This is a genomic window from Sphingomonas sp. GW821-FHT02B09 (assembly GCF_059421875.1).
Genome location: NZ_JBWKVV010000003.1, coordinates 142,173 through 167,532 on the forward strand (window position 1 = coordinate 142,173; position 25,360 = coordinate 167,532).

Consider the following 25,360-nt stretch of genomic DNA (forward strand, 5'->3'; position numbering starts at 1 on the left):
GGAGGAGCAGCCCGGTGCTCCTGCGAAAGCAGGAGCCTAGGGCCAAGCAAAGCAACGCCTTATGGCGCTTGATACCCGGGGCTCCTGCTTTCGCAGGAGCACTGCGCTGATCTGCTGGTGATGGGAGCTTCGCAGGGGTGGCGAACACGTCCGGGGTGGCGGACCTGGTGGGGCCGCACCGACCCGCCTCGCCCGCCGCGACAGCATCGACGCGATCCGCGCGCTGCGCCGGCAATGGTGACCGGGGCGATCGCATAGGGCCGGCGCTCGCGCTCAAACTTCACCCCCGTCACTTCGGACCCGTTCTAAACCTCTGCGGAAGCCGGCATCGCCCGGAGGAGCAGCCCGGTGCTCCTGCGAAAGCAGGAGCCTAGGGCCAAGCAAAGCAACGCCTTATGGCGCTTGATACCCTGGACTCCTGCTTTCGCAGGAGCACTGCGCTGATCTGCTGGTGATGAGAGCTTCGCAGGGGTGGCGAACACGTCCGGGGTGGCGGACCTCGTGGGGGCGCACCGGCCCGCCTCGCCCGCCGCGACGGGCAAAGCCTCCTTTAGCGGCCCCAAGTCTTCTGCCGATGGCATTGCGCCGTCCGATCCGGCACAGGCTCGGCCTTTGCGTAGCGAAGGCGGCGAACCAGCGATCATGATCAAGCTTACCGACGTCCGAAAGCAATTCCCCGGCGGCGCCGCGCCGGCGCTCGACGGCGTGTCGCTTGAGATCGCGAAGGGCGAGGTGTTCGGGATCATCGGCCGTTCGGGCGCGGGCAAGTCGACGCTGATCCGGCTGCTCAACGGGCTCGAACGGCCCTCCTCGGGTCATGTCGCCATCGACGGGCAGGTGATCGACACGCTGCCCGCCGCCGACCTGCGCCGGTTGCGCCAGCGCACGGGCATGATCTTCCAGAATTTCGGCCTGCTGTCGTCGCGCACGGTGGCGGGCAACGTCGGCTTTCCGCTCGAACTCGCCGGCGCGCCGCGGCGCGACCGCGAGGCGAAGGTCGCCGCCCTGCTCGACCGCGTCGGCCTCGCCGCGTTCGCGAACCGCTATCCCGCGCAGCTCTCGGGCGGCCAGCGCCAGCGCGTCGGCATCGCCCGCGCGCTGGCGACCGACCCCGCCGTGCTCCTGTGCGACGAGGCGACCAGCGCGCTCGATCCCGAGACGACGCGCGACGTGCTCGCGCTGCTGCGCGATCTCAATCGCGAACTCGGCCTCACCATCGTGCTGATCACGCACGAGATGGCGGTGGTGCGCAGCATCTGCGACCGCGTCGCGGTGATCGAGGCGGGGCGGATCGTCGAAACCGGGTCGGTCGACGCCGTCTTCGCCGCGGCGCGCCACCCGGCGACGCAGCGCATGCTTTCGGCGGTGGCGGCATGACCGGCCTGTTCGCCAATATCGACTGGCCCGAGATCGGCCGCGCCTGCGTCGATACGCTGGCGATGCTGTCGGGATCGCTGCTGCTGTCGATCCTGTTCGGGCTGCCGCTCGGCGTGCTGCTCTATCTCACCGGCGAGCGCGGGCTGCTCGCCAACCGGTTCGGCAATGCAATGCTCGGCGGCATCGTCAACGTGCTGCGCTCGGTGCCGTTCATCATCCTGCTGATCGTGATGATCCCGCTGACGATGGCGCTGGTCGGCACCTCGCTCGGCGTCGCCGGCGCGATCCCGCCGCTCGTCGTCGGCGCGGCGCCTTTCTATGCGCGGCTGGTCGAAAGCGCGCTGCGCGAGGTCGACCGCACCACGATCGAGGCGACGCAGGCGATGGGCGCGACGACGCGGCAGATCGTCACCGGCGCGCTGATCCCCGAGGCCCTGCCCGGGCTGATCGCCGGCGCGACGGTGACCGCGGTCGCGCTCGTCTCGTTCACCGCAATGGCCGGCGTCGTCGGCGCGGGCGGGCTCGGCGATCTCGCCATCCGCTTCGGCTACCAGCGTTTCCAGACCGACGTGATGGTCGTCACCGTCGTGCTGCTCGTCGCGCTCGTCCAGTCTATCCAATATGGCGGCGATCGTCTCGCCCGCCGCGTCACCCGCCGTTGAAGGTCCTGCCGATGAACCGTCGTACCCTGCTCACTGCCCTGCCCGCCGTCGTGTCGCTCGGCCTGCTCGCCGCCTGTTCGGGCGGCGCCAAGCCCGATGGCGCGACGCTCACCGTCGCCGCCACCGCGGTGCCGCATGCCGAGATCCTCGAACAGGTGAAGCCGCTGCTCGCCAGACAGGGGCTGACGCTCGATATCCGCGTGTTCAACGATTACGTGCAGCCCAATCTGCAGGTCGACCAGCGGCAGATCGACGTCAATTACTTCCAGACCAAGCCGTATCTCGACCAGTTCAACGCCGCGCGCGGCACCCATCTGGTGCCGTTCGCCGGCATCCACGTCGAGCCGCTCGGCGGCTATTCGCGCCGCTACAAGACGCTGGCGCAGCTGCCCGACGGCGCGGTGGTGGCCTTGCCCAACGAGCCGAGCAACGGCGGCCGCGCGCTGCTGCTGCTCCAGCGCGCCGGGCTGATCCGGCTGAAGGAGCCGACCAACGCGCTGTCGACGCTGCGCGACATCGCCGCCAATCCCAAACGTCTGCAGTTCAAGGAGCTGGAGGCGGCGACGCTGCCGCGCGTGCTCGGCGAGGTCGATCTGGCGATGATCAACACCAATTACGCGCTCGACGCCAAGCTCAACCCGACCCGCGACGCGCTGGTGATCGAGGACGCCAAATCGCCCTACGTCAATTTCGTCGTCGGCCGCGCCGGCGAACAGAACGACCCGCGCGTGGTCAAGCTGATCGCCGCGCTGCGCAGCCCGCAGACCAAGGCGTTCATCGACAGCCATTACAAGGGCGCGGTGCTGCCGGCGTTTTGAGGTGACGGGGGCGGCTTTTCCGCCCCGCCAGCCTCAATCTGAACACAAGCGCGGGGCAGAAGCGCGGCGTCGTTGAACCGGGATTGCTGCCTGCCTCATGCCGCGTGTGTTCCGCCATCTCAGCGTCTTCGCCCTGCTCGCCGCCGCCGCGTGGCGGGTCGAGGCGGCGCCGTCGCAATTCGATCTGGTCGGGCCGCGGCTCGACGTCGCGGTCACCCATGATGGCGCGACGTTGCCGCTCGCCTGGGTGCCCAATCTCGCCGAGGGCGACCGGGTGTCGATCAAGCTCGACCTGCCGCCCGCCGGCAGCGAGCGCTTCCGGCTGGTCGCGGTGTTCCTGCGCGGCGCGGTCGAGCGGCCGCCGCGCGACTGGTTCCACGATACGCTGGGCGGCAAGGGCAAAGGCGGTGACCTCTCGCTCATCGTGCCCAAGGGCGCGCAGCAGCTCGCGCTGTTCATCCTGCCGGAAAAGGGCGGCAGCGCCGATGCGGTGGCCAGCGCGGTGCGCAAACAGCCCGGCGCCTTCGTGCGCGCGGTGCAGGATCTCAACCAGGCGACGCTCGACCGAGCACGGCTCGACACCTTCCTCGACGTATTGCTCCAGGCCGAGCGCGAGGATCCGGCGAGCGTCGGCGCGACCTCGCAGGTGCTCACCCGCAGCCTGTCGATCAAGCTGAAAGCGGAATGCCTGCAACAGCCCGCCGAGCTGCAGGCCGCCTGCCTGACCGGCGATCGCGAGACCTTGCTGTTCGCCGACACGCACAGCTCGGCGCTCGCCGACACGCTGACCGGCGCGCCGACCGACCTCGCCTTCCAGCTCAGCGCGACGCCGCAGGCGGGCTATGGCTTCTACAGTTCGTATATCGGCGTGGTGCGCGACATCTTCCGGCTGTTCGGCGCCTTCCAGTCGACGCAGCTCCAGTTCGTGCCGGCGCTGGCGCGGATGGGCGACAGCCGGATCACCCTGCTGCTCAACACGCCGCTGTCCTTCGCCAAGCCGGCATCGGTGATGGTCGTCGGCCTGCCCGCGATCGAGGCCGCCAAGCCGCCGCCGCTGCGCCGTGGCGAGGGCGCCGGCCTGCTATGTGCGGCGAGCGGCGCGGTGCTGCCGGTCGAGGGCGCGCCGCTCGTCTATGCGACGCGCTATGCCCGCGACGTCATGGTCCGCATCGCCGGCGCCGGCGGCGCGTCGGTCGACCTGCCCGCGCATGCCGACGCCCGCCGCGGCGGATACGTGCTCGACAAGGGGCTGCCCGACGCCGGGTTTACCGGGCCGGTGGGCGCGCAGCTGCACGGCAATTGGGGGTTCACCGCCTTCGACGGGCCGCGCTTCACGCTGTCGCGGCCGCAGGCGAACCTGTGGGCGGCACCCGCCAACACGACATTGGTGGTCGGCCGCACCAACACGCTCGCGCTCGCCGGCGAAGGCGCGGGCTGCATCGCCAGGGTCGAGATGCGCCGCGGCGACGGCGCCAGCGAGACGCTGGACTGGAAGCAGGACGGCCAGCGCGGGATCGTCGTCGACGTGCCGCTCGACAAGGCGACGCCCGGCCCGGTGACGCTGACCGTCACCGGTGCGGCCGGCGCGGCGCCGGCGACGATCACCTTGCCCGCCCTGCAGGAGATCGGCCGGCTCGACGCGCTGACGATCGCGGCCGGCGACGATGCGGCGATGCTGACCGGATCGCGGCTGGATCAGGTCCGCGAGGTCAGGCTAGGCGGCGTCACGCTGACGCCGGGAGCGCTGACCCGGTCGGACCGGGCGGATCAGCTGACGCTCGCTCCCGCCGATCCCGCGGCGTTGCGCGCGCTCGCCGCCGGCAGCCGGATCGTCGCCGACGTCACCTTCGCCGGCAACCGCCACAAGACGATCGGGGTGACCGTCGGCGCCGCACGGCGCACGCCGCTGGTGCTCCAGCGCAGCGCGCAGCCGGTGCCGCACGCGGGTGTGCTGCCGATGACAGTGCAGCCCGACGGCGTGTTCGCGCAGGACGCGCGGCTCACCTTCGCCTTCCGCCTCGATCCCGCGACGCCGCTCACCGGCAAGGAGGTGGTCGAGATCGCCACCGCCGATGGCCAGACGACGAGCCGGCTGACCGCCGGCAAGGGCTATGACCTGCAGGATGCGACGACCGGCATCGGCACGATCGTGCCTGCCGAGGCGCTCGGCCCGTTGGTACACGGCGCGCTGCGCGTCCGCATCGTGCAGGATGGCGTGGCGACGCGCTGGGTTCCGCTCGGCAGCGTCGTCCGCCTGCCCGAGCTGCGGTCGATCGCCTGCACGGCGGCGGGCCGCTGCACGGTGACCGGCGACCGGCTGTTCCTGGCGCAGGCGATCGCCACCGACGCGCGCGTCGATGCGGCGCAGGCGATCCCCGACGGCTTCACCGGCAATGCGGTCGAGGTCGCACCGTCGGTCGCCGGGCAGAAGCCCGCCAGCCTCTCCCTGCGGCTGCGCGACGCGGGCGAGGCGATCGCGACGGTGGCGGTGCCGTAAGGGAGCGCGGGACCGCTCGAAGTTCCTCGCCGCCGCGACCTCGTTACCCGCTCCCCGTCACCACGAGGGCTTTCACATATGAGGATTTGGGCGAGTCTGCCGTCTTCAAAACCCGCCCCGTCACCCCGGACTTGTTCCGGGGTCCACTCCGCGGCGAGGAGAAAGGCTTGAATCGCCACCATTCTCTCGCGGCCGGGTGGACCCCGGAACGAGTCCGGGGTGACGAATTTTGTGAGGACACCGATCGAACCTCATCACCGCAGCCATATGCGATAGCCCTGCCGTCACCGCGGGCTTGATCCGGGGTCCCGCCAGGGTCTTCACCGTGCCGATCGGGAAGAAGCGGGACCCCGGGTCAAGCCCGGGGTGACGGGCGGGGGCCGCTGGGATCGGGACTGTCGATCCGGCCTAGCTGGGCCGGGCGTGGCGGAGGCGGACGAGGCCGCAATGCGAACAGCGGTGGACCGTCGTTCCCGGCCGGTGGGTCGCCGGCTTGATCGTCCATTTATGCAGGCCGATGCGGCAGCGTAGAGCAGGCATGATACGCTCCTCAAAAGCCCATGGTATTGCGCCCGCTGCTATGGAATGATGCTGAACCAAGTGTTTATCCAGGGTTCAGCGCGGTCGGACGCGGCGGCCGGTCAGTCCCGCGACCGCCCGGCACCGGCGCGGGCACCGGCCATCGTCCGCGACAGGCGACGGCGGGCATCGCTGCGCAGCGCACGCCGCCGGCGATGCCGGCCATAGCCATAGGTCGCGACGGCAGCGACCGTGGCCGCCGCCGCGACGATGAAATAGGTCATGCGTGCCCCCGCAATCCAGCCTGTGGCTCCGGCCCTAGAGCGGCGGGTGCGACGCCGATACCGGCACGGCCATTGCCCGTGTGCCACTGACTGTTGCCACCGTGTCAGCGCGCCCGTCCAGCCGCCGGCAAGACGGGATATTAACCTATTTTCCGTAGCAGGAGCCATGGCTTCCGTAGATCCCACCCCTTATCCGTCCTGGCTCGCGCAAGAAGAGCGCCAGGCGGAGCGCCTCGCCGTCGTCTGGCCGGCGACGATCTCGTCGATGAAGTTCGATGCGGAGGCATGTTCGATCAGCGACATCACCCATCTGGGATGCCGGATCATGCTGGCGCATCGCGTCACGGTCGGCACCTATGTGACGATCGACATGCCGCAGCTGACCAAGCTGGAAGGCTGGATCGCATGGAACCGCGAGCATGAGGTCGGCGTGGAGTTCAGCCATCCGCTGCCGGTCGACGTGCTCAGCGACATCGAGGTGCGGATGCAGGCCGGGCCGCCGCATTGATCTTACCGTAGCTTGTTGATTTTCCATATCAATGGAAGTTAAACAGATGACCTTGGGGGAGAAGGTCATGCCGCGCACCTTGACACCGTCGGATGGTTCGGTGCGGATCGTGAGCACGACGACCACGACCAAGCTCGCCGAGCGGATGCTCGCCGCGGCGCAGGTGGTGGCAGAGGCGCTGCCGCAAGGCTTCAACGCGCCGTTGCCGACCAATATCCTGCTCGCGCTGTTCGTCGCCGAGGAAGCGGCGCATTATCCGTCGGAAGCCGAACTCGGCGGGCCGCCCGCGACGACCGAACGCTGGGTGATCGCGCTCGCCCAAGCCGGGCTGATCGAGCGACGCGACGGCCTGCTGGCGCTGTCGAAACTGGGGTACGAGATGGTCCAGACGATGCTGGAACGCTTGTTCGAGGCGCAACGCCGGCTCGATTGACCGCGGCAAGTCTCTGCTGCCATTGCCCCGCCATCTTTTCTAGGATCCCGTCATGCTAAGAACACGGATGAAGCGGCTTGCCGATCGCGGCGAGCTGGCGGTGCAGCGTCTCGCCGACATCGAAACCTCGATCCTCCAGCTCGGCGACGAGGATCTGCTCGACCTCGCCGATATCTTCAACGCCTCGGCCGACACGCCGCTCGGCGCGATCGCGGTCGCGGAGATGACGCGGCGCGGCATCCGCCTGTAGCGCCGCCGCCGCGCCGGCCGCGGCTCACTCGACCAGCGCCACCTCATAGGCCGGCAGCGTCAGCGTTCCCGCCACCGCGCGGCCGCCGATCATGTCCCGACCCGGTTTGGCAAGCGGCATCGCGACCGGCGCGGTGGTGGTGTTGACGTACATCGTCCGCCCCTCGACCGTCCGCGCGACGACTCCGGCGGGCGTCTTCGGCCCCGGCACGATGCCGGTCCCGGCATAGAGCGAGCGGAGCAGCGGGCCGAGCAGCGCCGCCTGCGGCGCGGTCGCCAGATAGATGGCGCGCCCCTTGCCGAAGCGGTTGACGGTGATCGCCGGCGTCGGCTGCGCGAGCCCGTCGAACATCGCGAGCGGCCTGGCGGTCGAGGGTTCGAGGATCTCGTAATAGCCGTCCGTCGCGGTCGCCGTCGCGCCGTTCAGCGTCACCTTGAGCGGCGTGGCGGCGCGGTAGAAGGCGTTGGTGCGCAGCCCGAACACATCGGTAAGTCGCCCGGGCAGCGGCGTCGCGAACCATTTGCCGGTCTCGTCCGCCTTGGCGGAATAGCCGGTCATCACCACGGTGCCGCCGCCCGCAACATAGCGCCGCACCGCCGCGGCGGTCGGCGCGTCCATGATATAGGCGCTCGGCAGCACGACGAGTTTGTAGGCGTCGATCGGGTCGTGCGCGATGTCGATCACCGCGGTGTCGACATTGTCCTCGAACAAAGGCTGGAACGCCGTCTTGGCCTGATCGACGTAGCTGCCGGCGAAATATTGCTTGATCGTATTGGGGCCGGGCGGCGGGCTGACCAGCCAGTTGGTATCGAACGAATAAGCGATCGCCACCTGCGGCTGTACGTCGCGCGGGAAGCCGAGCGTCTTCATCCTGCCGAACTCCTTGGCGATCCGCGCGAATTCGGCGACCTTCCACGACGGCCGGTCGTCATGGTCGAGCAGCCCGAACAACGATTGCTCCTCGCCGCCGAGATGCGAGTTGAACGTCCAGGCGAGGAAGGTCTGCGCATAATTGAGCAGGCCGAAATAGGCCCACATCCGCGACCGGTCCGGCGTGCCGTAATCGCCGCCGCCGCCGGCGGTGAATTCGTTGAACCACACCGGCGTCCGGTGCCCCGCCTTCATCATCATCACCTGAAACGCGGCGCCGAGCGCATCGCCCGGATAGAAGCCGAGCGCGCCATAGGTCGCATAGCGGTTCCACGACCGCAGATAGTCGAAGCCTTTGTTGCCCGCCTCCGGCCACAGGTTCGATGCGGTCGGCAGATGCGGGGCATATTGCCGGCGGACGCCGTCGAGATCGTCGAGCGCGGCGATCGTCTGATCGGACCAGAAACGATGAAGGTCGAGGTTGCGCTCGTTCGGCCCCGGCCCGTTGCCATAAGGAATGTCGACGCCGTCCCAATCGACGATGCGGCGCGACCAGCGCTGCGTCGCCCAGGCGGTGTTGAGCGCCTCGATCGTGCCGTATCTTTGCTTGAGCCAGCCGACGAACCGCTGCCGGACCCCGTCCGAATAGGACATCGGCGAGCTGCCGACCTCATTGTCATAGCCGATCGCGATCACCGCGGGGTGGTGCGCGTAGCGCTTGAGCATCTGCTCGGCGAGCGCATGGACGTGCCGGCGGTAGTCGGGATCGCTGATGTCGTCCCAATAGCGGCTGGCGGCGTGCAGCCGCGCGCCGTCCTGGTTGATCAGGTCGACGCCGGGATATGTCTTGTGCAGCCAGCCGGGCGCGGGGAGTCCGGGGATGTCGAGCACCACCCGGATGCCGGCGCGATGCATCTGGTCCATGACGCTGTCGAACCAGGCGAAGGTGTAGCGCCCCTCCTCCGGCTCGAACGAATCCCACGACAGGTCGCCCATGCGGACCATCGTGAAGCCCGCGCCCTTCATCACCGCAATGTCCTGCGCGATCTGCGCCGGCGACCGGTCGACCGGCTGGTAGCAGGTGCCGACGAACAGATCGCCCTTGCCGGGCCAGTCGGCGCGCATTGCGGAATCCTGCGCGTGGACCGCGGGGGCCGGCGCCGCCGCCAGCAGGAGCGCACCCGCCGCGAGCGCGAAGGATTTGATCGGGATCATGATTGTACTTTCGATTGTCTTTAGGATCGCCGCTCAGGCGAAGCTGATCTCGAACACGCTGGCGTGGCGGGTCGGCAGCCGGTCCGGTCGTTCGATCACCAGCGCCTGGCCGGTCTGTTCGAAGCGGATCGCGCCGCCGTGGCCGAGCAGGCGCACCCGCCGGATCCGGCGCGGATCGTGCGGATTGCCCTGCGCCAGCGCCTTGATCGCGGTCGCGCCGGCGGGCTCGCCGAGCGTGATCGCATACAGCCGGCCGCGTTTGGTGGTGAAACGGATGTCCTGTGCGACGTAGCTGCCGTCTTCCTTGAAGCTGCCCGCCACCGCCTCGGTCGGCCCCTCGCCGTAGATCGTCCACGGCCGGGTGCCGTGGATCGCCTCGGCATTGACCGCCATCCATGCGGCGAGTTCGGCGAGCAGCGTCTCCGACTGCGGCGGCAGGCTGCCGTCGGCATGCAGCGCGACGTTGAGCAGCATGTTGCCGTTCTTGCTGACGATGTCGGCGAGCATCGCGATCACCTGCGGCGGCGTCTTGAACTTGTCGTCGACATTGTCGAACCAGTCGCCGTTCGACGTGTCGGTCTGCCAGGCCAGCGGGTTGATGCCGGCGAGCACGCCGCGCTCGACGTCCTGGACGCAGGCGCCCTTGTAGAAATCGCCCGAGCCCTGATCCTTGCAGGTGTAGACCGCGTCGAGCTTGCCGTGGCGGGCGATGCTGCTGTTGTAGAGATGCGCGACCAGCGACCGGCCGGTGGCGCCGAACGGCAGGCCGCCGTCGGAATAGAGCAGGTCGGGCTGGTAGCTGTCGACGAGGTCGCGGATGCGCGCGAACCACAGCGCATGATAGGCCGGATCGTTGGTGTACCAGCTGCCCGGCTTGTTGGTGTAGGGCTCGTCGTGCGGCTTGTGGTAGAGATCGGCGAAGCGCGGATCGGCGCCGTCGTAATCGACGCCGAGCTTCGGCCAGAACTGGTCGTAGAGATGGCTCGGATACCACCAATTGTGGCTGGCGCCGAGATGTTCGGAGACGCCGAAGCGCAGCTTGCGACGCGTCGCGGCCTTTTGCCAGTCGCCGACGATATCGCGCTTGGGTCCCATCGCGACCGCGTTCCAGCGATGATGCCGCGACTTCCACAGGTCGAAATTGTCGTGATGGACGCCCATCGACACGAAATATTTGGCGCCCGCGGCGGCGTAGCGGTCCATCAGCGCTTCGGGATCGAACTTGTCCGCAGTCCACAGCGGAATGATGTCCTTATAGCCGAATTCGGACGGATGGCCGTAGGTGGCGAGGTGATGCGCGTAATGTGGATGACCCGGCACGTACATGAAGCGCGCGTACCAATCGCCCCGCCGCGGCACCGCCTGCGGCCCCCAATGCGCCCAGATGCCGAACTTGGCGTCGCGGAACCAGTCGGGCGTCTGATAGGTGCTGAGCGAGTCCACCGTCGGCTGGAAGCGGCCGGGGGCGATCGCGGGCAGCGGGGCGGCGGCGACGGCGCGCGCGAACGGCCCGGCGGCGAGGCCCGCGCCGAGCGATGCCCCCAACAATTCGCGCTTGCTGATGCCCGCCATATCTCTCTCCCGCGCCGCTCGCCGCCAGGTCGGGCGCTCGGTCAAGTTATCATACTTGCAAATGTATTTTCATTAGGCAAGCGATCTTGCGGGTAACCTATGCCAGGGCCAGTCCGTAGAACCGCCGGGCGCTGTCGGCGAACAGGCTGCGCTCGCCGGCGGGGTCGAGTGCGGCGAGCGTGCGGGCGGCCTGGAACCAGCTGCCGTAATCGTCGCCGCCGAGGTGCAGCACCGGCCAATCGCTGCCCCACATCAGCCGCTCACCGAAACAGGCGACGAGATGCGCGACATAAGGCGCCAGCGCCGCGGCGGGCTCGCCCGGCGGCTGTTCGGTGCGCAGGCCGGACAATTTGCACCAGACGGTGTCGCACGCCGCCAGCGCGGCGATCTCGTCGCGCCACGGATCGAGCCCGCCTGCCGCCGCGCTCGGCTTGGCGGCGTGATCGATCACGATCGGCAGGTCGGGCCAGCGATGCGCGAAGCGATGCAGCGCGCTGAGATGGCGCGGCTGGACCAGCGCGTCGAAGCGCAGGCCGTGCGCGATCATCGCCGCGATCGCATCGTCCAGCGCCGGTTGCAGGATCCAGTCGGTGTCGGCGATCGACTGGAGCATCGGCCGTAGCCCGCGCAGCTTGGGGGCGGCCGCCAATTGCGCGATCCGGCGCGGCGCGTCGGCGGCGGCGAGATCGACCCAGCCGACCAGCGCGCCGACCAGCGGCTCGGCGGCGGCGATCGCGCAGAGCCGGTCGGTATCGGCATCGGTCGGCTGCGACTGGACGAGCACCGTCGCGGCGAGATCCACGCCGCGACTGTCGGCGCGCAGATCGGCGATGGCGAAGTCACGGTGGATCGCCGGCAGGCTCGCATCGGGCCATTGATGCCCCGGCCAGTCGAGCCGCCAGACATGGTGATGCGCGTCGACCACCCCGGCGATCGCGGTGCTGCCTGCCGTTCCGATTGCCACGTTCCACCTCGCCTTGTCGTGAAAGATCGTCGCCTTTCATAGTCTTACCGCGGCGACAAGGCCCCCGGGCGGCACGTCAGGGCTGTTCGTCGAGCGAATAGACGCGCTCCGCCGCGACCCATTTCTCGCCGTCGGGGGCGAACGGCAGCCGCCGCTGGAAGCGCTCCATCAACGCTTCCCAGGCCTGGACGTCGGGGTCCGCCGCGTCCGCCGCCGCCTTCGCCGCGGCGGAGAAATCGGGGCCGGTCTCCATGATCATCGCGAGCCGGTCGCCGACGTGCCAGATCTCGAGCGATTCGATGCCGCTGGCGCGAATCGAGCGGTTGATCGCGGCGGGAGGCCCGCCGGCGCGGTGCCAGTCGCGATAGGCCGCGACCGAGGCCGACGACGGATCGATGTCGAGGAACAGAAGGTGGCGCGTCATCGTCGGCATTCTCGCTGCAAGTGCTTGGGGATGCGGCAACATCGCCCGTACGCCGGGATGCGGCAAGGCGCGCGTGCCGCCGCCTTGCGCAGCTCGGCGCGCATCCGGCAGCGGCGAGCGATTTGACAGCCGCCTGCGGTCCCCGCATGGCGACGACGAACGGAGGAGGGCCAGATGGCATCGGGTTCGAAGACGACCTACGCGGCGCCGGCCGTGGAAAAGGCGTTCGAGATCTTCGAACTGCTCGAAACGCAACCCAGCGGTATCCTGATCAGCGAGATGGCGGTGCGGCTCAACCGCTCGGTCGGCGAGCTGTTCCGCATCGTCGTGGTGATGGAGAAGCTCGGCTATCTCCAGAAATCGAGCAAGGACGATCGCTATTCGGTCGCCTACAAGCTGCTCGACCTCGCCTATCGCGCGACGCCCGCGCAGGATCTCGTCACCGCCGCGCGCGCCGCGATGCGGCGCCTCGCGATCGATACCGGCCAGTCCTGCCACCTCGTCGTCATCAACGACGGCAGCGGCCTCGTCATCACCCGCGAACAGAATCCGGGCACGCGCGGCTTCTCGCTGCGGCTCGGCGCCGGGATCGACATGCTGGCGAGCTGTTCGGGCAACGTGCTGCTCGCTTTCTCCTCCGACGAGGCGCGTGACCAGGTGCTCGCGCAGGCGATCCCCGCGGCCCGCACACCGGTCGATCGCGCGGCGCTCGACCGGCAATTGGCGCAGGTCCGCGCCCGCGGTTACGATCAGCGCAAGAGCCCGATCACCCGCGGCGTCACCGACCTCAGCTTCCCGATCTTCGGCTTCGACGGGCAGGTCGCGGCGGCGCTGACCATCCCCTTTCTCGAACTGATCGACGGATCGCAGACCGTCGACATGCAGGCGGCACGCGAGCATCTGCGCAACGCCGCCGCCGACATCTCGATCGCGCTCGGCTACCACCCCTCCTGACCGATTCGCCGCGGGTCGGCGATCGGTACTTGCCAGATCCGACGTTCTTTCATATTTGCAAGCTGACTTGCAAATAGAGGCTGGCTTTGTGTTGACGATCGTGTGCCAGCAACCCTTCGACCTGCAGGCGGTCGAGCGCGACCCGCCGCAGGCGGGGCCGGGCGAACTGCTGGTCCGCATTCGCCGCGTCGGCCTGTGCGGCACCGATTACCATATCTACGCGGGCAATCAGCCGTTCCTCGCCTATCCGCGGGTGATGGGCCACGAACTCGCCGGCGAGGTGGTCGAGGCGCCCGCGGGCAGCGCCTTCCGCGCCGGCCAGCGGATCACGATCAACCCCTATCTCGCCTGCGGCGTCTGTGTCGCCTGTCGCGGCGGCAAGCCCAATTGCTGCGTCACCGTCGCGGTGCTCGGCGTCCATGTCGACGGTGGCATGGCGGAGATGATCGCGATCCCCGAACGTGCCGCAATCGATGCGACCGGGCTCAGCCTCGACCAGGCGGCGATGGTCGAATTCCTCGCGATCGGCGCGCATGCGGTCGCGCGCGCGCGACTGGCGGCGGGCGAGCGCGTGCTGGTCCGCGGCGCGGGACCGATCGGCATCGCCACCGCCTTGTTCGCGCGACTGGATGGCGCGCACGTCGTGCTCTGCGACACGCGCGCCGCCCGGCTCGACCATTCCCGCGACCGGCTCGGCTTCGGTGATTGCGTGCTCGCCGACGAGGGTGCCGCGGCGCGCCTCGCGGTGCTGACCGAGGGCAGCGGCTTTGCGACGGTGTTCGACGCCACCGGCAGCATCGCGGCGATGAACGCCGGCCTCGCCGAGGTCGCGCATGGCGGCAGCTACGTGCTGGTCGGCGTCGCCAAGGGCGACCTCGTCTTCGCCGACCCGGACTTCCACAAGCGCGAGACGACGCTGCTCGCCAGCCGCAACGCGCTCGCCGCCGACTTCGCCCGCGTTATCGACGCGATCCGGCAGGGCGCGATCGACACCGATGCTTTGCACACGCACAGCGTCGCCGCGATCGACCTGCCGGTCGAACTGCCGCGGCTGGTGGCGCAGGCCGATCGGGTGCTCAAGGCGATCGCGGCGTTCTGAACGCGCCGCGCTGTGCGCGTTTCCGATGGGGCGTGGCGGCTTGTCGATGCGCGGGTTTTTACATCCGACGTATCGTGTGCGGCACAGCCCTTCGACAGGCTCAGGGCTAACGGGGATGAGGGGCCGGGTATGCGTTCACCACTGTTCCGCGACCGTTCCACCACCCTTCAACCAACCCTCCGCCAACCACTCCACCACCCGTTCGTGCTGAGCTTGTCGAAGCACGGGGTTCCACAAGCGGCGCGTGTGCTTGCGGCACCGCCCTTCGACAGGCTCAGGGCTAACGGGGACGAGGTTCCGGCGCCCCCGAACTTACCATTCGATGCCGATCTTGCCGAAATGGCTGCCGTCCATCTCATACTGGAACGCCTCGGCGAGCCGGTCGAGCGGGAAGCGGCGGTCGATCACCGGGCGGATGCCGGTCGCCTCCAGCGCGCGGACGAACTCCTGCTGCTCGCGGCGGCTGCCGACGATCAGGCCCTGAAGCCGCGCCTGCTTGCCCATCAAAGCCGCGGTCGGCACCTCGCCCGATATGCCGGTGAGCACGCCGATCAGCGAGATATGCCCGCCGACACGCACCGCCTCGATCGACTGGGCGAGCGTGCCCGGGCCGCCGACCTCGACGACGTGATCGACGCCGCGCCCACCGGTCCAGTCGCGCACCGTCCGGCCCCACTTCTCGTCGCTGCGATAGTTGAGCATGAAGTCGGCGCCGAGCGCCTCGGCGCGCGCGAGCTTCTCGTCGGACGACGAGCTGATCGCGACGCGCGCACCCATCGCCTTGGCGATCTGCAACGCCCAGATCGATACGCCGCCGGTGCCGAGCAGCAGCAGGGTGTCGCCCGCCTTGATCTGCGCATCGACGACGAGCGCGCGCCACGCGGTCAGCCCCGCGGTGGTGATCGTCGCCGCCTCGACCGCGTCATAGCCCTTGGGCGCATGGGTGAAGGCGGTGGCGGGCAGGACGACATGCTCCTGCGCGAAGCCGTCGATGCCGTCGCCCGGCGTGCGGCTGAAGTCGCCGACGGTCGGGGTGCCGTCCTGCCAGTCGGGGAAGAAGCAGGAGACGACCATGTCGCCCACGGCGAACTCGCTCACGCCCTCGCCGACCGCCTCGACGATCCCGGCGCCGTCGGCGAGCGGGATGCGGCCGTCGGCGCTCGGCATCCGGCCGGTGGCGATGCCGAGATCGTGATAGTTGAGCGAGCTGCCGTGCAGCGCGACGCGGATCTGCTGCGGGCCGGGCGCGCCGGGATCGGCGCGCTCCGCGAAGGCCAGCCGGTCGAGGCCGCCGGGGGCGGGCAATGTCATCGCTTTCATCGGGAATTCCTTATGCTCGATGACCCGAACGCGTCAGATCGCATCGCTTTCCCAAAAAGCCGACGGCTGCGTTGCCGGCCCGCAGCGCCTCGGCTAAGTTGGCCAAAATATTGGGAGAAATCGCGATGCCCATCACCGTCAACGGATCTTCGGTGCCGCTGCCCGACGACCCCCGCGTCTCAATGCTCGACCTGCTGCGCGAACGCCTCCACCTCTCCGGCACCAAGCTCGGCTGCAATCAGGGCGCGTGCGGCGCCTGCACCGTGCTGGTCGACGGCGAGCGGATCGTCTCGTGCCTCGCGCTTGCGGTGCAATATGACGGCCGGTCGGTGACGACGATCGAGGGGCTTGCCGATGGCGAGACGCTGCATCCGCTGCAAGCCGCCTTCATCGCGCATGACGGCTTCCAATGCGGCTATTGCACGCCCGGACAGATCTGTTCGGCGATCGGCATGGCCGCCGAGCTGGAACGCGGCATGCCGAGCCACGTCACCGCCGATCTCGACGCCGCGATCACGCTCGACCGCGACGAATTGCGCGAGCGGATGAGCGGCAATCTGTGCCGCTGCGGCGCGCATAACGGCATCGTCGATGCGATCCTCGACGTCTACGCCCCCGCGGCGGACGACCGGGCGGTGGCGGCATGACCCCCTTCACCTTCGCCCGCGCGACCGCCACCGACGAGGCGCTCCGCCTCGCCGCGGCGCCCGACGCCCGCTATCTCGGCGGCGGCACCAATCTGGTCGACCTGATGCGCGAGACGATCGAGCGTCCCGCCGCGCTGGTCGACGTCACCGCGCTGTCGACCACGATCGAGGAGACCGAGCGGGGCGGGCTGCGCATCGGCGCGGGCGTGCGCAACGGCACGCTCGCCGCGCATCCGATCGTGCGCAGCCGCTACCCGATGCTCAGCCGGGCGATCCTCGCCGGCGCCAGCGCGCAGATCCGCAACATGGCGACGATCGGCGGCAATCTGCTCCAGCGCACCCGCTGCACCTATTTCTACGACGTCGAGGGCTCGCGCTGCAACAAGCGCCAGCCCGGCCAGGGCTGCGACGCGATCCATGGCTTCAACCGCATCCATGCGATCCTCGGCGCGTCGTCCGCTTGCGTCGCGACGCATCCGTCCGACATGGCGGTGGCGCTCGCCGCGCTCGACGCGACCGTCCATCTCGCCGCGCCGGGCGGCACCCGCACGCTGCCGCTGACCGAGCTGCATCACCTGCCCGGCGATCATCCCGAGATCGAGACTTTGCTCGAACCCGGCGAGCTGATCACCGCGATCGAGCTGCCCGCGCTGCCGCTCGCCGCACACTCGACCTATCGCAAGGTCCGCGACCGCGCGAGCTACGCCTTCGCGCTGATCTCGGTCGCCGCGGCGATCGAGGTGCGGGACGGGCGGGTCGCCGACGTCCGCCTCGCGCTCGGCGGCGTCGCGCACAAGCCGTGGCGCGCGACGCAGGCGGAGGCCGCGCTGCGCGACGGCCCGGCGACGCGGGCCGCCTTCGAGGCGGCGGCGGCGGCGGAACTCGCGGCGGCGCAGCCGCTGCGCGACAATGGCTTCAAGATCGAACTGGCGCGGCGGACGATCGTCGCCGTGCTCGCCGACCTCGCGGGAGTGGATTCATGAGCATCGTCGAAGACGCCAAACAGGCGGTAAAGGGCGCCGCGCAGGCCGCGATGCAGACCGCGGTGCAGATGGCGCCGGACAGCTGGATGCCCGGCGGCCGCCCCGATCCGCTGATCCGCCAGCAGCACGGCTTCGTCGGCAAGCCGATCTCGCGGCTCGACGGCGCCATCAAGGTGCGCGGCATCGCGCCTTATGCCGCCGAATTCCCGCTCGATCGCATGGCCTATGCCGCGTTGGTGTTCAGCACCGTCGCCAAGGGCCGCATCGCCACGCTCGACACCGCGGCGGCGGAGGCCGCGCCCGGCGTCGCGCTGGTGATGACCTATCGCAACGCGCCGCGGATGGCGCCGATGCCGCTGTTCATGACCTCGGAGAAGGCGTGCGGCGGCAACGACCTGCCGATCATGCAGGACGACCGCGTCTATTGGAACGGCGAGCCGGTCGCGCTGGTGCTCGCCGAGACGCAGGACGAGGCCGATCATGCCGCCTCGCTGATCCACGTCGATTACGTCGCCGAAGCCTCGGTCACCGCGCTCGACGAGGCCAAGGCCAACGGCACCGAGCCCGGCCAGTTCATGGGCCAGCCGCTCAAATACGAGAGCGGCGACGCCGACGCGGCGCTCGCCGCCGCACCGCATCGCGTCGATGCGACCTATACGACGCCGCGCCACAGCCACAATGCGATCGAGCTGCATGCGGTCACCGTCGTCTGGGAGGGCGAGACGCTGCGCGTCCACGACGCGTCGCAGATGGTCGCGCACATGGCGTGGTCGCTCGGTCACGTCTTCGGGCTCGACGAGGATCAGGTCCACGTCACCTCGCCGTTCGTCGGCGGCGGCTTCGGCGGCAAGGGGCTGTGGCAGCATCAGGTGCTCGCCGCCGCCGCCGCAAAGCTGTCCGGCCGGCCGGTGCGGCTGATGCTGTCGCGCGAGGGCGTCTATCGCATCGTCGGCGGCCGCACGATCACCGAGCAGCGCGTCGCGATCGGCGCGCAGGCGGATGGCGGCTTCGACGCGCTGGTCCACACCGGCACCGTGGCGATGAGCCACCACAACGTGCTGCCCGAACCGTTCATCCTGCCGACGCGCAGCGCCTATGCGAGCAAGACGATGAAGCTCGACGTCGAGGTCGCCTATCTCGACATGGTCGCCAACACCTTCATGCGCGCGCCCGGCGAGGCGGTCGGCACCTTCGCGCTGGAGAGCGCGATCGACGAACTCGCCGTGGCGATGGATATCGACCCGATCGAGCTGCGGATGCGCAACGAGCCCGAGAAGGACCCGACCACCGGCGCGCCCTTCTCGTCGCGCGAGGTCGAGAAGGCCTATCGCGACGGCGCCGCCCGCTTCGGCTGGGCGCAGCGCGGCAAGCCCGGGGCGCGGCGCGAAAGCGAATGGCTGGTCGGCATGGGCGTCGCCACCGCCACGTATCCCTATTACCGGATGCCCGGCGGCGCGGCGCGGATCACGCTGACCCGCCACGGCCATGCCACGGTCGACATCGCCGCGCACGACATGGGGATGGGCACCGCCACCGCGCAGACGCAGGTCGCCGCCGACCGGCTCGGGCTGGAGATGGATCAGGTGACCTTCCGCTACGGCGACAGCAGCCTGCCCGGCGTCGTCATGGCCGGCGGGTCACAGCAGACCGCGGCGATCGGCGCCTCGGTGATCGCCGCGCATCGCGCGCTGGTCGGCGAGTTGCTCAAGCTCGCCGGCAACGATTCGCCGCTCGCCGGGCTCGATGCCGACGAGGTCGGCGGGATCGACGGCGGCCTCGCCAAGCTCGACGAGCCGACGCGGCACGAAAGCTACGCCTCGATCCTCGCGCGCGCGCAGCGCGACACGGTCGTGGTCGAGGCGACGCCGCCGATGCCGCTCGAGACGATGCATTGGTCGATGCACTCGCACGGCGCGATGTTCTGCGAGGTGCGGGTCAATACGGTGACCGGCGAGGTGCGGGTCAGCCGCTTCCTCGGCTCGTTCGACTGCGGCCGCATCCTCAACCCCAAGACCGCGGCGAGCCAGTTCCGCGGCGGCATCATCATGGGGCTCGGCCTCGCGCTGATGGAGGAGACGCAATATGACGAGCGCAACGGCCGGATCATGAACCCCAGCCTCGCCGAATATCACGTGCCGGTGCACATGGACGTGCCCGAGATCGAGGTGATGTGGACCGACATCCCCGATCCCCACACGCCGATGGGCGCGCGCGGGGTGGGCGAGATCGGCATCACCGGCGTCGGCGCGGCGGTGGCGAATGCGGTCTTCAACGCCACCGGCAAGCGCATCCGCGACCTGCCGATCACGCTGGACAAATTGCTGTAGGATTCGGGCATCCGGCCCGACGCGAGACTCCCTGATGTACCCCGGCGAAGGCCGGGGCCCAGTTGGGAAGGCCCCTGTAAGTTATTACAAACCTTCCCCAACTGGGCCCCGGCCTCCGCCGGGGTACAGCGTATCGAGGATCGCAAGGTCTGGCCGACGCCGGGATCACCCGAACGTACGATCGCAGATACCGCTAACCCGCCATCCGCGGCCGGAACAGCTCGCCCTTCTCCACCACCCAGATCAGCGCGAGCACCGCAACGCCGATCAGCAGATAGCCGATCGCCAGCGGCAGCGTCGTGCCGGCATAGGACTGGCCGATCGCCGAGCCGACCAGCACCGCACCGATGCTGGTGATGAAGCCCTGCACCGACGAGGCGGTGCCGGCGATATGGCCGACCGGCTCCATCGCCATCGCGCCGAAGTTCGATCCGCACAGGCCGATGCAGGTCATGCTGAGCGCCTGCAGGATCATATAGCTGGTCAGCGTCTCCTGCCCCGCCTGGATGACGATCAGGTGGACGACCGACAGCGCGATCAGCGCCAGCACCGCCGTCTGCGAGATCAGCCGCGTCCCCAGCCGCTCGACCAGCCGGCTGTTGGCGAAGGAGGCGACGCCCATCGAAAAGGCGCAGATCGCGAACAACAAGGTGAACCGCCGGCCTGCGCCGAATTCGTCGACGAAGATCTGCTGCGCCGAGGAGACGAAGGCGATGATGCCGCCGAAGGTCAGCGCCGCGGCGATCGCATAGCCGATCGAATAGCGGTTGGTCAGCGTCAGGCGATAGCTCTGCCGCAGGTTGGCGAGCGACAGCGGCCGCCGCCGCGCCACCGGCAGCGTCTCGGGCAGGCGGACCAGCGACCAGGCAAGCACGAAGGCGGCGAACCCGCCCAGCGCGTAGAAGATGAACCGCCACGGCCCGAAGGCGAGCAGCCCCTGGCCGAGCGTCGGCGCAAGGATCGGCACGATGAAGAAGATCATCTGCGCGATCGACATGGTCCGCGCCATCTGCCGGCCCGAGGCGCCGTCGCGGACGATCGCGACCGCGAGCACGCGCGTCGAGGCCGACATCAGCCCCTGCAACAGCCGCGCGCCGAGCAGCGCGGCGAAGGTCACCGAACTCGCCGCGAAGACGCTCGCCGCGATGAAGCCGAGCAGCGTCGCGATCAGCACCGGCCGCCGCCCCAGCCGGTCGGCGAGCGGCCCGTAGACGAGCTGGCCGGCGCCGAAGCCGACCATATAGACGGTCACCACCCATTGCCGGTGGTTGGCCGCGCTCACCAGCAGGTCGCGGCCGATGTCGGCGAGCGCCGGCAGCATCAGGTCGACGCCCAATGCGTTGACCGCCATCACGGCGGCGATGAACGCGACGAACTCGCGCGGGTGCATGCCGGGTGGCGCGGGATGATCGGTCATGGCCGCGCCTATCGGCGGCATCGTGCCGCATCACAAGGCAGGGACCGGGCAAACTGCTGTAAATCTATGCATTATGCGTTCCGGCCTGTTACCGCGCAGCAACATCGTTACCGAAATATTGCCATCATGGTTCTTACCCGGCGCTGCGATATGGCCGCGCGGCAACAATCCTGCATATTCCTCCTGCGACGCCGCAAAGGGCGCAAGACAAGGGGAATGAGCAATGCGTGCAACGACGTGGATGATGCGATCGTCGAGCTTGGCGATGATGGCCGGGCTGGCGCTGTCGGCGCAGGTCGCCGCCGCGCAGCTGGCGACCGACCCGCAGACGCCGACCGCCCCCGCCGCGACCGAGGCCCCCGCCGAGGACATCGTCGTGACCGGATCGCGCATCCGCCGCGATCCGCTCGACCAGCCCTCCCCCGTCGTCACCATCGACGATAGCGCGATCGCGCGCACCGGCCTGTCCTCAATCGCCGACGTGCTGCAGCGACTGCCGGCCTCGTCGGGCGGGCTCAACTCCAAGTTCAACAGCTCGGGCAATTTCGGCAACCCGCCCGACGGCGGCGGCGTCGGTGCCGGCTCGGCGGTGCTCGACCTGCGCTATCTCGGTGCCAAGCGCACCCTGGTGCTGGTCGACGGGCTGCGCTTCGTCAACGGCGCCTCCGCGAGCGGCATCCCCGCCACCGTCGATCTCAATTCGATCCCCTCGTCGATGATCGAACGCGTCGAGGTGCTGCAATCGGGCGCCTCGCCGCAATATGGTTCGGACGCGATCGCCGGCGTCGTCAACATCATCACCAAACAGAGCCAGAAGGGCTTCAAGGGCTCGGCGCAATACGGCCAGTTCCTCGGCGACAATGACGGCAAGACGCAGGATTACCAGCTCAGCTACGGCGTCGGCGGCGACGACGTCCATGTCGTCGCGGGCGGCTATTACACCAAGCAGGAATCGGTCAGCGCCGCGAACCGCAGCATCTCGCAATTCCCCAATCCCGGCCAGACGAGCTGTGCGGACCCGATCGGCGGCTGTTCCAGCTTCACCCCGCTCGGCCGCTTCCTGGTCAACGGCCAGAACATCACGTTGCGCGGCCCCGTCGCCAGCGGCCGCCCGGTCTACGACCCGACGCTGGCGACCGGCGACTTCAAGGCGTTCACCGCCGCCGACCGCTACAATTTCGCGCCGTTCAATTACTTCCTGACCCCGGTCGAGCGCTTCGGCGGCTTCGTCAACGCCCGCGCGCGCTTCTCCGACGCGATCAACCTCAGCGTGAAGGCGGTCTACAATCGGCGCAATTCGCAAAATCAGGCGGCCTTCCTGCCGCTCGGCATCGGTCCCGACGTCGGCAACGGCAACATGCTCGACGGATTGTCCGTGGATGCCACCAATCCGTACAATCCGTTCGGCGTCACGCTGACCCCCGGCCAGAATTATACCGCGATCTTCCGCCGCCTCGTTGAGGCGGGGCAGCGCACCTACAGCCAGCAGGTCGACACCATGTCGCTGACCGGCACGCTCGACGGCAAGTTCCGGATGTTCGACCGCAACTGGTATTGGGACGTCAATGCGGTGCTCGGCTATAACGACGCCAAGCAGCTGTTCACCGGCAACATCAACGCCGCCCGCCTCGCCCGCGCGATCGGCCCGGTTAGCCAGTGTACCGACGAATGCGTGCCGTTCAACTTCTTCGGCGGTGTCGGCTCGATCACCCCGGCAATGCTCGGCTATATCGGATTCGACGAGCGCGATCGCAGTCGCCAGACGCTCAACGACTATACCGCCAACCTGTCGGGCGAATTGTTCGACCTGCCCGGCGGCCCGGTCGGCATCGCCGTCGGCTACGAGCATCGCTACCAGTTCGGCAGCTTCACCCCCGATCCGATCATCCAGGCGGGCCTGGGCGCCGACATCCCCGCGCAGGCGGCGAGCGGCCGCTTCAACGTCGACGAGGTCTATGGCGAAATCCGCCTGCCGCTGCTCCGCGACCTGCCCGCCATCGCCTCGTTCGAGCTGAACGGCGCAGTCCGCCATTCGAATTATTCGACCTTCGGCAGCAACACGACGTTTAGTGGCGGCGCGTTGTGGAAGCCGTTCAACGACTTGCTGCTGCGCGGCCAATATGCCGAATCGCTGCGCGCGCCGTCGATCGGCGAACTTTATGGCGCGCAGTCGCGCTTCGACGCGACGATCGACGATCCCTGCACCAGCGCGGCGGGTGGCCTGTTCCCGTCGAACGCCACGGTGCGCGCCAATTGCGTCGCCAATGGCGTTCCCGCCAGCGGCAGCTATGCCGAACCGTCGGGCCAGTTGCCGGTGCTGACCGGGGGCAACCCCGACCTGCGCCCCGAAACCGCACGTACGTTGCTGTTCGGCGGCGTCTACAGCCCGCGCTGGGCGCGCAACGGCACGCTCTCGGCGCTCAGCCTCGAGGTCAATTATTACGACATCAAGGTCGATGGCGCGATCGCGTCGATCCCGGCGCAGGTGCTGCTCAGCCGCTGCGCCGAGACCGGCGACGCGCTCAGCTGCACCGCGATCCGCCGCGCGCCGAGCGGCATCGTCACCGCGATCAACGGCCTGCTGCTCAACACCGGCGGCGTCCGCACCAAGGGCATCGACGCGACGCTGACCGTCCGCTCGGGCGAGACCGGCGCCGGCCGCTTCGGCCTCTACGTCTCGGGCAATTACCTGCTCAAATATGCCGAGCGCACGCCGGCGACCGACGGCTTCACCACCACCGACTATGTCGGCACCGAGCGTGGATCGCCCGATCAGGCCTATCCGCACTTCAAGGGGCTGGGCACGATCGACTGGACGCTCGGCCCGGTCACCGCGAGCATCACCGCACGCTATATCGACAACGTCCAGGAGATCGCGGCGGAGAACGAGCTGAAGAGCCGGCTGTACGGCGACGCGCAGCTGCAATTCCGCCCGAGCTGGCTCGATGCGAAATTCGCCTTCACATTCGGCGTCAACAACGTCTTCGACAAGGATCCGCCGGCCTGCTTCAGCTGCAGCCTCAACAATTTCGACCCGACCACCTACGATATCCCCGGTCGGTTCGGTTATCTGCGCCTCTCCTACGGTCTGTAACCGTACCGGGCTGCCGATCGGGGGGTCGGCAGCCCGAAAGGTTCGGAACGGAACCGATCGGTCGACGCTTCTGGTCGTGATCTTTCCGGGAGTAACGATCATGACCGATACCACACGCCGCACCTTCGTGGCGGGGGCAGCGCTGGCTGCCGGCACCGCCGCCACCGCCACTGCCGCCGCCGCCGCGCAGGCCGGCGGCAGCGCCGCCGCCAGGACGCCCGCCGCCGCCGCCTACCCCAAGCCGCCCTATCCGGTGCAGCGCCAGCCCTGGCCCGGCCTCGCCAGCAAGATGACGCCGCGCCCCGATCATGGCGAGACCAGCTACAAGGGATCGGGCAAGCTCGCCGGCAAGAAGGCGCTGATCACCGGCGGCGACAGCGGCATCGGCCGCGCCGCGGCGATCGCCTACGCCCGCGAAGGCGCCGACGTGGCGATCAACTATCTGCCGGCGGAGGAGCCCGATGCGCGCGAGGTCGTCGCGCTGATCCGCGCGGAGGGCCGCAAGGCGGTCGCCATCCCCGGCGATCTGCGCGACGAACGCTTCTGCCGCAAGCTGGTGCAGCAGGCGGCCGAGCAGCTCGGCGGGCTCGACATCCTCGTCAACAACGCCGCGCGGCAGCAGACCCGCCCCGGCATCGCCGATATCTCCAGCGAGGATTTCGACGATACGATGAAGACCAACGTCTACGCGCCCTTCTGGCTGACCAAGGCGGCGGTCGAGCGGATGGGCGCGGGTGCGGTGATCGTCAACACCTCGTCCGAGCAGGCGGGCAACCCCTCGCCCGACATCGTCGATTATGCGCTGACCCGCGCCGCGGTGCTCAACTTCACCAAAAGCATGGCCAAGCAACTCGCCAGCCGCGGCATCCGCGTCAACGCAGTGGCGCCGGGGCCGTTCTGGACGCCGTTGCAGGTGAGCGGCGGCGCGACGCCCGACAAGCTCAAGAGCTTCGGCGGCGATTCGCCGCTGGCGCGCGCGGGGCAGCCGGCCGAGATCGCCGGCCTGTACGTCGCCGCCGCCGATCCGGCGCTGAGCTATTCGACCGGCCAGATCTTCGGCTCGACCGGCGGCAACGGCCAGCCGGCGTAACCGCCGGGTGGGACGGCAGGCCGGATCACGCCATGC

At 69.0% G+C, this 25,360-nt stretch carries 22 protein-coding genes; 14 read left to right on the top strand and 8 right to left on the bottom strand.

Annotation, left to right across the window (positions count from 1 at the left end; translation table 11 throughout):
* The first annotated feature begins 642 nt into the window (after nt 1–642).
* From AC07U4_RS15095 to AC07U4_RS15110, 4 genes are all read left to right on the top strand, one after another.
* A complete protein-coding gene (locus AC07U4_RS15095; protein ID WP_495195962.1) occupies nt 643–1,377 on the top strand; it encodes a methionine ABC transporter ATP-binding protein in 735 nt (244 codons plus the stop codon).
* Nucleotides 1,374–2,039, top strand: a complete 666-nt coding sequence (locus tag AC07U4_RS15100) for a methionine ABC transporter permease (protein WP_495195963.1) — start codon at nt 1,374–1,376, stop codon at nt 2,037–2,039. The genes AC07U4_RS15095 and AC07U4_RS15100 overlap by 4 nt, the downstream gene beginning before the upstream one ends.
* Before the next feature lie 11 nt (nt 2,040–2,050).
* A complete protein-coding gene (locus AC07U4_RS15105; protein ID WP_495195964.1) occupies nt 2,051–2,857 on the top strand; it encodes a MetQ/NlpA family ABC transporter substrate-binding protein in 807 nt (268 codons plus the stop codon).
* A gap of 97 nt (nt 2,858–2,954) precedes the next feature.
* Nucleotides 2,955–5,354, top strand: a complete 2,400-nt coding sequence (locus AC07U4_RS15110; RefSeq protein WP_495195965.1) for a hypothetical protein — start codon at nt 2,955–2,957, stop codon at nt 5,352–5,354.
* A gap of 408 nt (nt 5,355–5,762) precedes the next feature.
* Here the strand turns inward: AC07U4_RS15110 and AC07U4_RS15115 are convergent, their stop codons facing one another.
* Nucleotides 5,763–5,894, bottom strand: a complete 132-nt coding sequence (locus tag AC07U4_RS15115; RefSeq protein WP_281177474.1) for a hypothetical protein — start codon at nt 5,892–5,894, stop codon at nt 5,763–5,765.
* 101 nt (nt 5,895–5,995) lie between these two features.
* Nucleotides 5,996–6,157, bottom strand: coding sequence for a hypothetical protein (locus AC07U4_RS15120; protein WP_495195966.1), 162 nt, complete (start codon nt 6,155–6,157; stop codon nt 5,996–5,998).
* A 166-nt stretch (nt 6,158–6,323) separates the two neighbouring features.
* Here AC07U4_RS15120 and AC07U4_RS15125 point away from each other — a divergent pair, with 166 nt between their 5' ends.
* The 3 genes from AC07U4_RS15125 (at nt 6,324) to AC07U4_RS15135 (ending at nt 7,348) form a co-directional block, all read left to right on the top strand.
* Nucleotides 6,324–6,665 carry a PilZ domain-containing protein gene (locus AC07U4_RS15125; protein WP_038665697.1) on the top strand — a complete coding sequence of 114 codons (342 nt, stop codon included), beginning with the start codon at nt 6,324–6,326 and terminating at the stop codon, nt 6,663–6,665.
* Nucleotides 6,666–6,732: 67 nt separating this feature from the next.
* Entirely contained in the window at nt 6,733–7,098 is a 366-nt protein-coding gene (locus tag AC07U4_RS15130) for a hypothetical protein (protein ID WP_052075736.1), read from the top strand.
* A 52-nt stretch (nt 7,099–7,150) separates the two neighbouring features.
* A complete protein-coding gene (locus AC07U4_RS15135) occupies nt 7,151–7,348 on the top strand; it encodes a hypothetical protein (RefSeq protein ID WP_038665691.1) in 198 nt (65 codons plus the stop codon).
* A 24-nt stretch (nt 7,349–7,372) separates the two neighbouring features.
* Here the strand turns inward: AC07U4_RS15135 and AC07U4_RS15140 are convergent, their stop codons facing one another.
* From AC07U4_RS15140 to AC07U4_RS15155, 4 genes are all read right to left on the bottom strand, one after another.
* Nucleotides 7,373–9,433 carry a beta-galactosidase gene (locus AC07U4_RS15140; RefSeq protein WP_495195967.1) on the bottom strand — a complete coding sequence of 687 codons (2,061 nt, stop codon included), beginning with the start codon at nt 9,431–9,433 and terminating at the stop codon, nt 7,373–7,375.
* 33 nt (nt 9,434–9,466) lie between these two features.
* Nucleotides 9,467–11,005 (bottom strand): alpha-L-fucosidase, encoded by a 1,539-nt coding sequence (locus AC07U4_RS15145; RefSeq protein WP_495195968.1) that lies wholly within the window; start codon nt 11,003–11,005, stop codon nt 9,467–9,469.
* Nucleotides 11,006–11,102: 97 nt separating this feature from the next.
* Nucleotides 11,103–11,969: an amidohydrolase family protein gene (locus AC07U4_RS15150; protein WP_495195969.1), complete on the bottom strand. Its 867-nt coding sequence runs from the start codon at nt 11,967–11,969 to the stop codon at nt 11,103–11,105.
* 76 nt (nt 11,970–12,045) lie between these two features.
* Nucleotides 12,046–12,402 (bottom strand): L-rhamnose mutarotase, encoded by a 357-nt coding sequence (locus AC07U4_RS15155; RefSeq protein ID WP_038665681.1) that lies wholly within the window; start codon nt 12,400–12,402, stop codon nt 12,046–12,048.
* A 165-nt stretch (nt 12,403–12,567) separates the two neighbouring features.
* On the opposite strand from AC07U4_RS15155, the gene AC07U4_RS15160 reads away from it, so the two are divergent.
* The gene (locus AC07U4_RS15160; RefSeq protein ID WP_495195970.1) at nt 12,568–13,347 is read left to right on the top strand and encodes an IclR family transcriptional regulator; all 780 of its coding nucleotides are present in this window, start codon (nt 12,568–12,570) and stop codon (nt 13,345–13,347) included.
* 88 nt (nt 13,348–13,435) lie between these two features.
* The gene (locus AC07U4_RS15165) at nt 13,436–14,446 is read left to right on the top strand and encodes a zinc-binding alcohol dehydrogenase family protein (RefSeq protein ID WP_495195971.1); all 1,011 of its coding nucleotides are present in this window, start codon (nt 13,436–13,438) and stop codon (nt 14,444–14,446) included.
* Nucleotides 14,447–14,758: 312 nt separating this feature from the next.
* On the opposite strand, the gene AC07U4_RS15170 is transcribed toward AC07U4_RS15165, so the two are convergent.
* The gene (locus AC07U4_RS15170; RefSeq protein WP_495195972.1) at nt 14,759–15,766 is read right to left on the bottom strand and encodes a zinc-dependent alcohol dehydrogenase family protein; all 1,008 of its coding nucleotides are present in this window, start codon (nt 15,764–15,766) and stop codon (nt 14,759–14,761) included.
* A gap of 125 nt (nt 15,767–15,891) precedes the next feature.
* On the opposite strand from AC07U4_RS15170, the gene AC07U4_RS15175 reads away from it, so the two are divergent.
* From AC07U4_RS15175 to AC07U4_RS15185, 3 genes are read left to right on the top strand one after another with little or no spacing between them, the layout of a single operon-like run.
* Nucleotides 15,892–16,413, top strand: coding sequence for a 2Fe-2S iron-sulfur cluster-binding protein (locus AC07U4_RS15175; RefSeq protein WP_495195973.1), 522 nt, complete (start codon nt 15,892–15,894; stop codon nt 16,411–16,413).
* Entirely contained in the window at nt 16,410–17,396 is a 987-nt protein-coding gene (locus tag AC07U4_RS15180) for an FAD binding domain-containing protein (RefSeq protein WP_495195974.1), read from the top strand. Before AC07U4_RS15175 ends, AC07U4_RS15180 begins: the two co-directional genes overlap by 4 nt.
* A complete protein-coding gene (locus AC07U4_RS15185; protein WP_495195975.1) occupies nt 17,393–19,723 on the top strand; it encodes a xanthine dehydrogenase family protein molybdopterin-binding subunit in 2,331 nt (776 codons plus the stop codon). The genes AC07U4_RS15180 and AC07U4_RS15185 overlap by 4 nt, the downstream gene beginning before the upstream one ends.
* A 193-nt stretch (nt 19,724–19,916) precedes the next feature.
* Here the strand turns inward: AC07U4_RS15185 and AC07U4_RS15190 are convergent, their stop codons facing one another.
* Nucleotides 19,917–21,113 carry a multidrug effflux MFS transporter gene (locus tag AC07U4_RS15190; RefSeq protein WP_495196183.1) on the bottom strand — a complete coding sequence of 399 codons (1,197 nt, stop codon included), beginning with the start codon at nt 21,111–21,113 and terminating at the stop codon, nt 19,917–19,919.
* Nucleotides 21,114–21,363: 250 nt separating this feature from the next.
* Between AC07U4_RS15190 and AC07U4_RS15195 the strand changes: the two genes are divergently transcribed.
* Nucleotides 21,364–24,234 (top strand): TonB-dependent receptor domain-containing protein, encoded by a 2,871-nt coding sequence (locus AC07U4_RS15195; RefSeq protein ID WP_495181554.1) that lies wholly within the window; start codon nt 21,364–21,366, stop codon nt 24,232–24,234.
* 100 nt (nt 24,235–24,334) lie between these two features.
* Nucleotides 24,335–25,324 (top strand): SDR family oxidoreductase, encoded by a 990-nt coding sequence (locus AC07U4_RS15200; protein WP_495195976.1) that lies wholly within the window; start codon nt 24,335–24,337, stop codon nt 25,322–25,324.
* Nucleotides 25,325–25,360 lie beyond the last annotated feature (36 nt).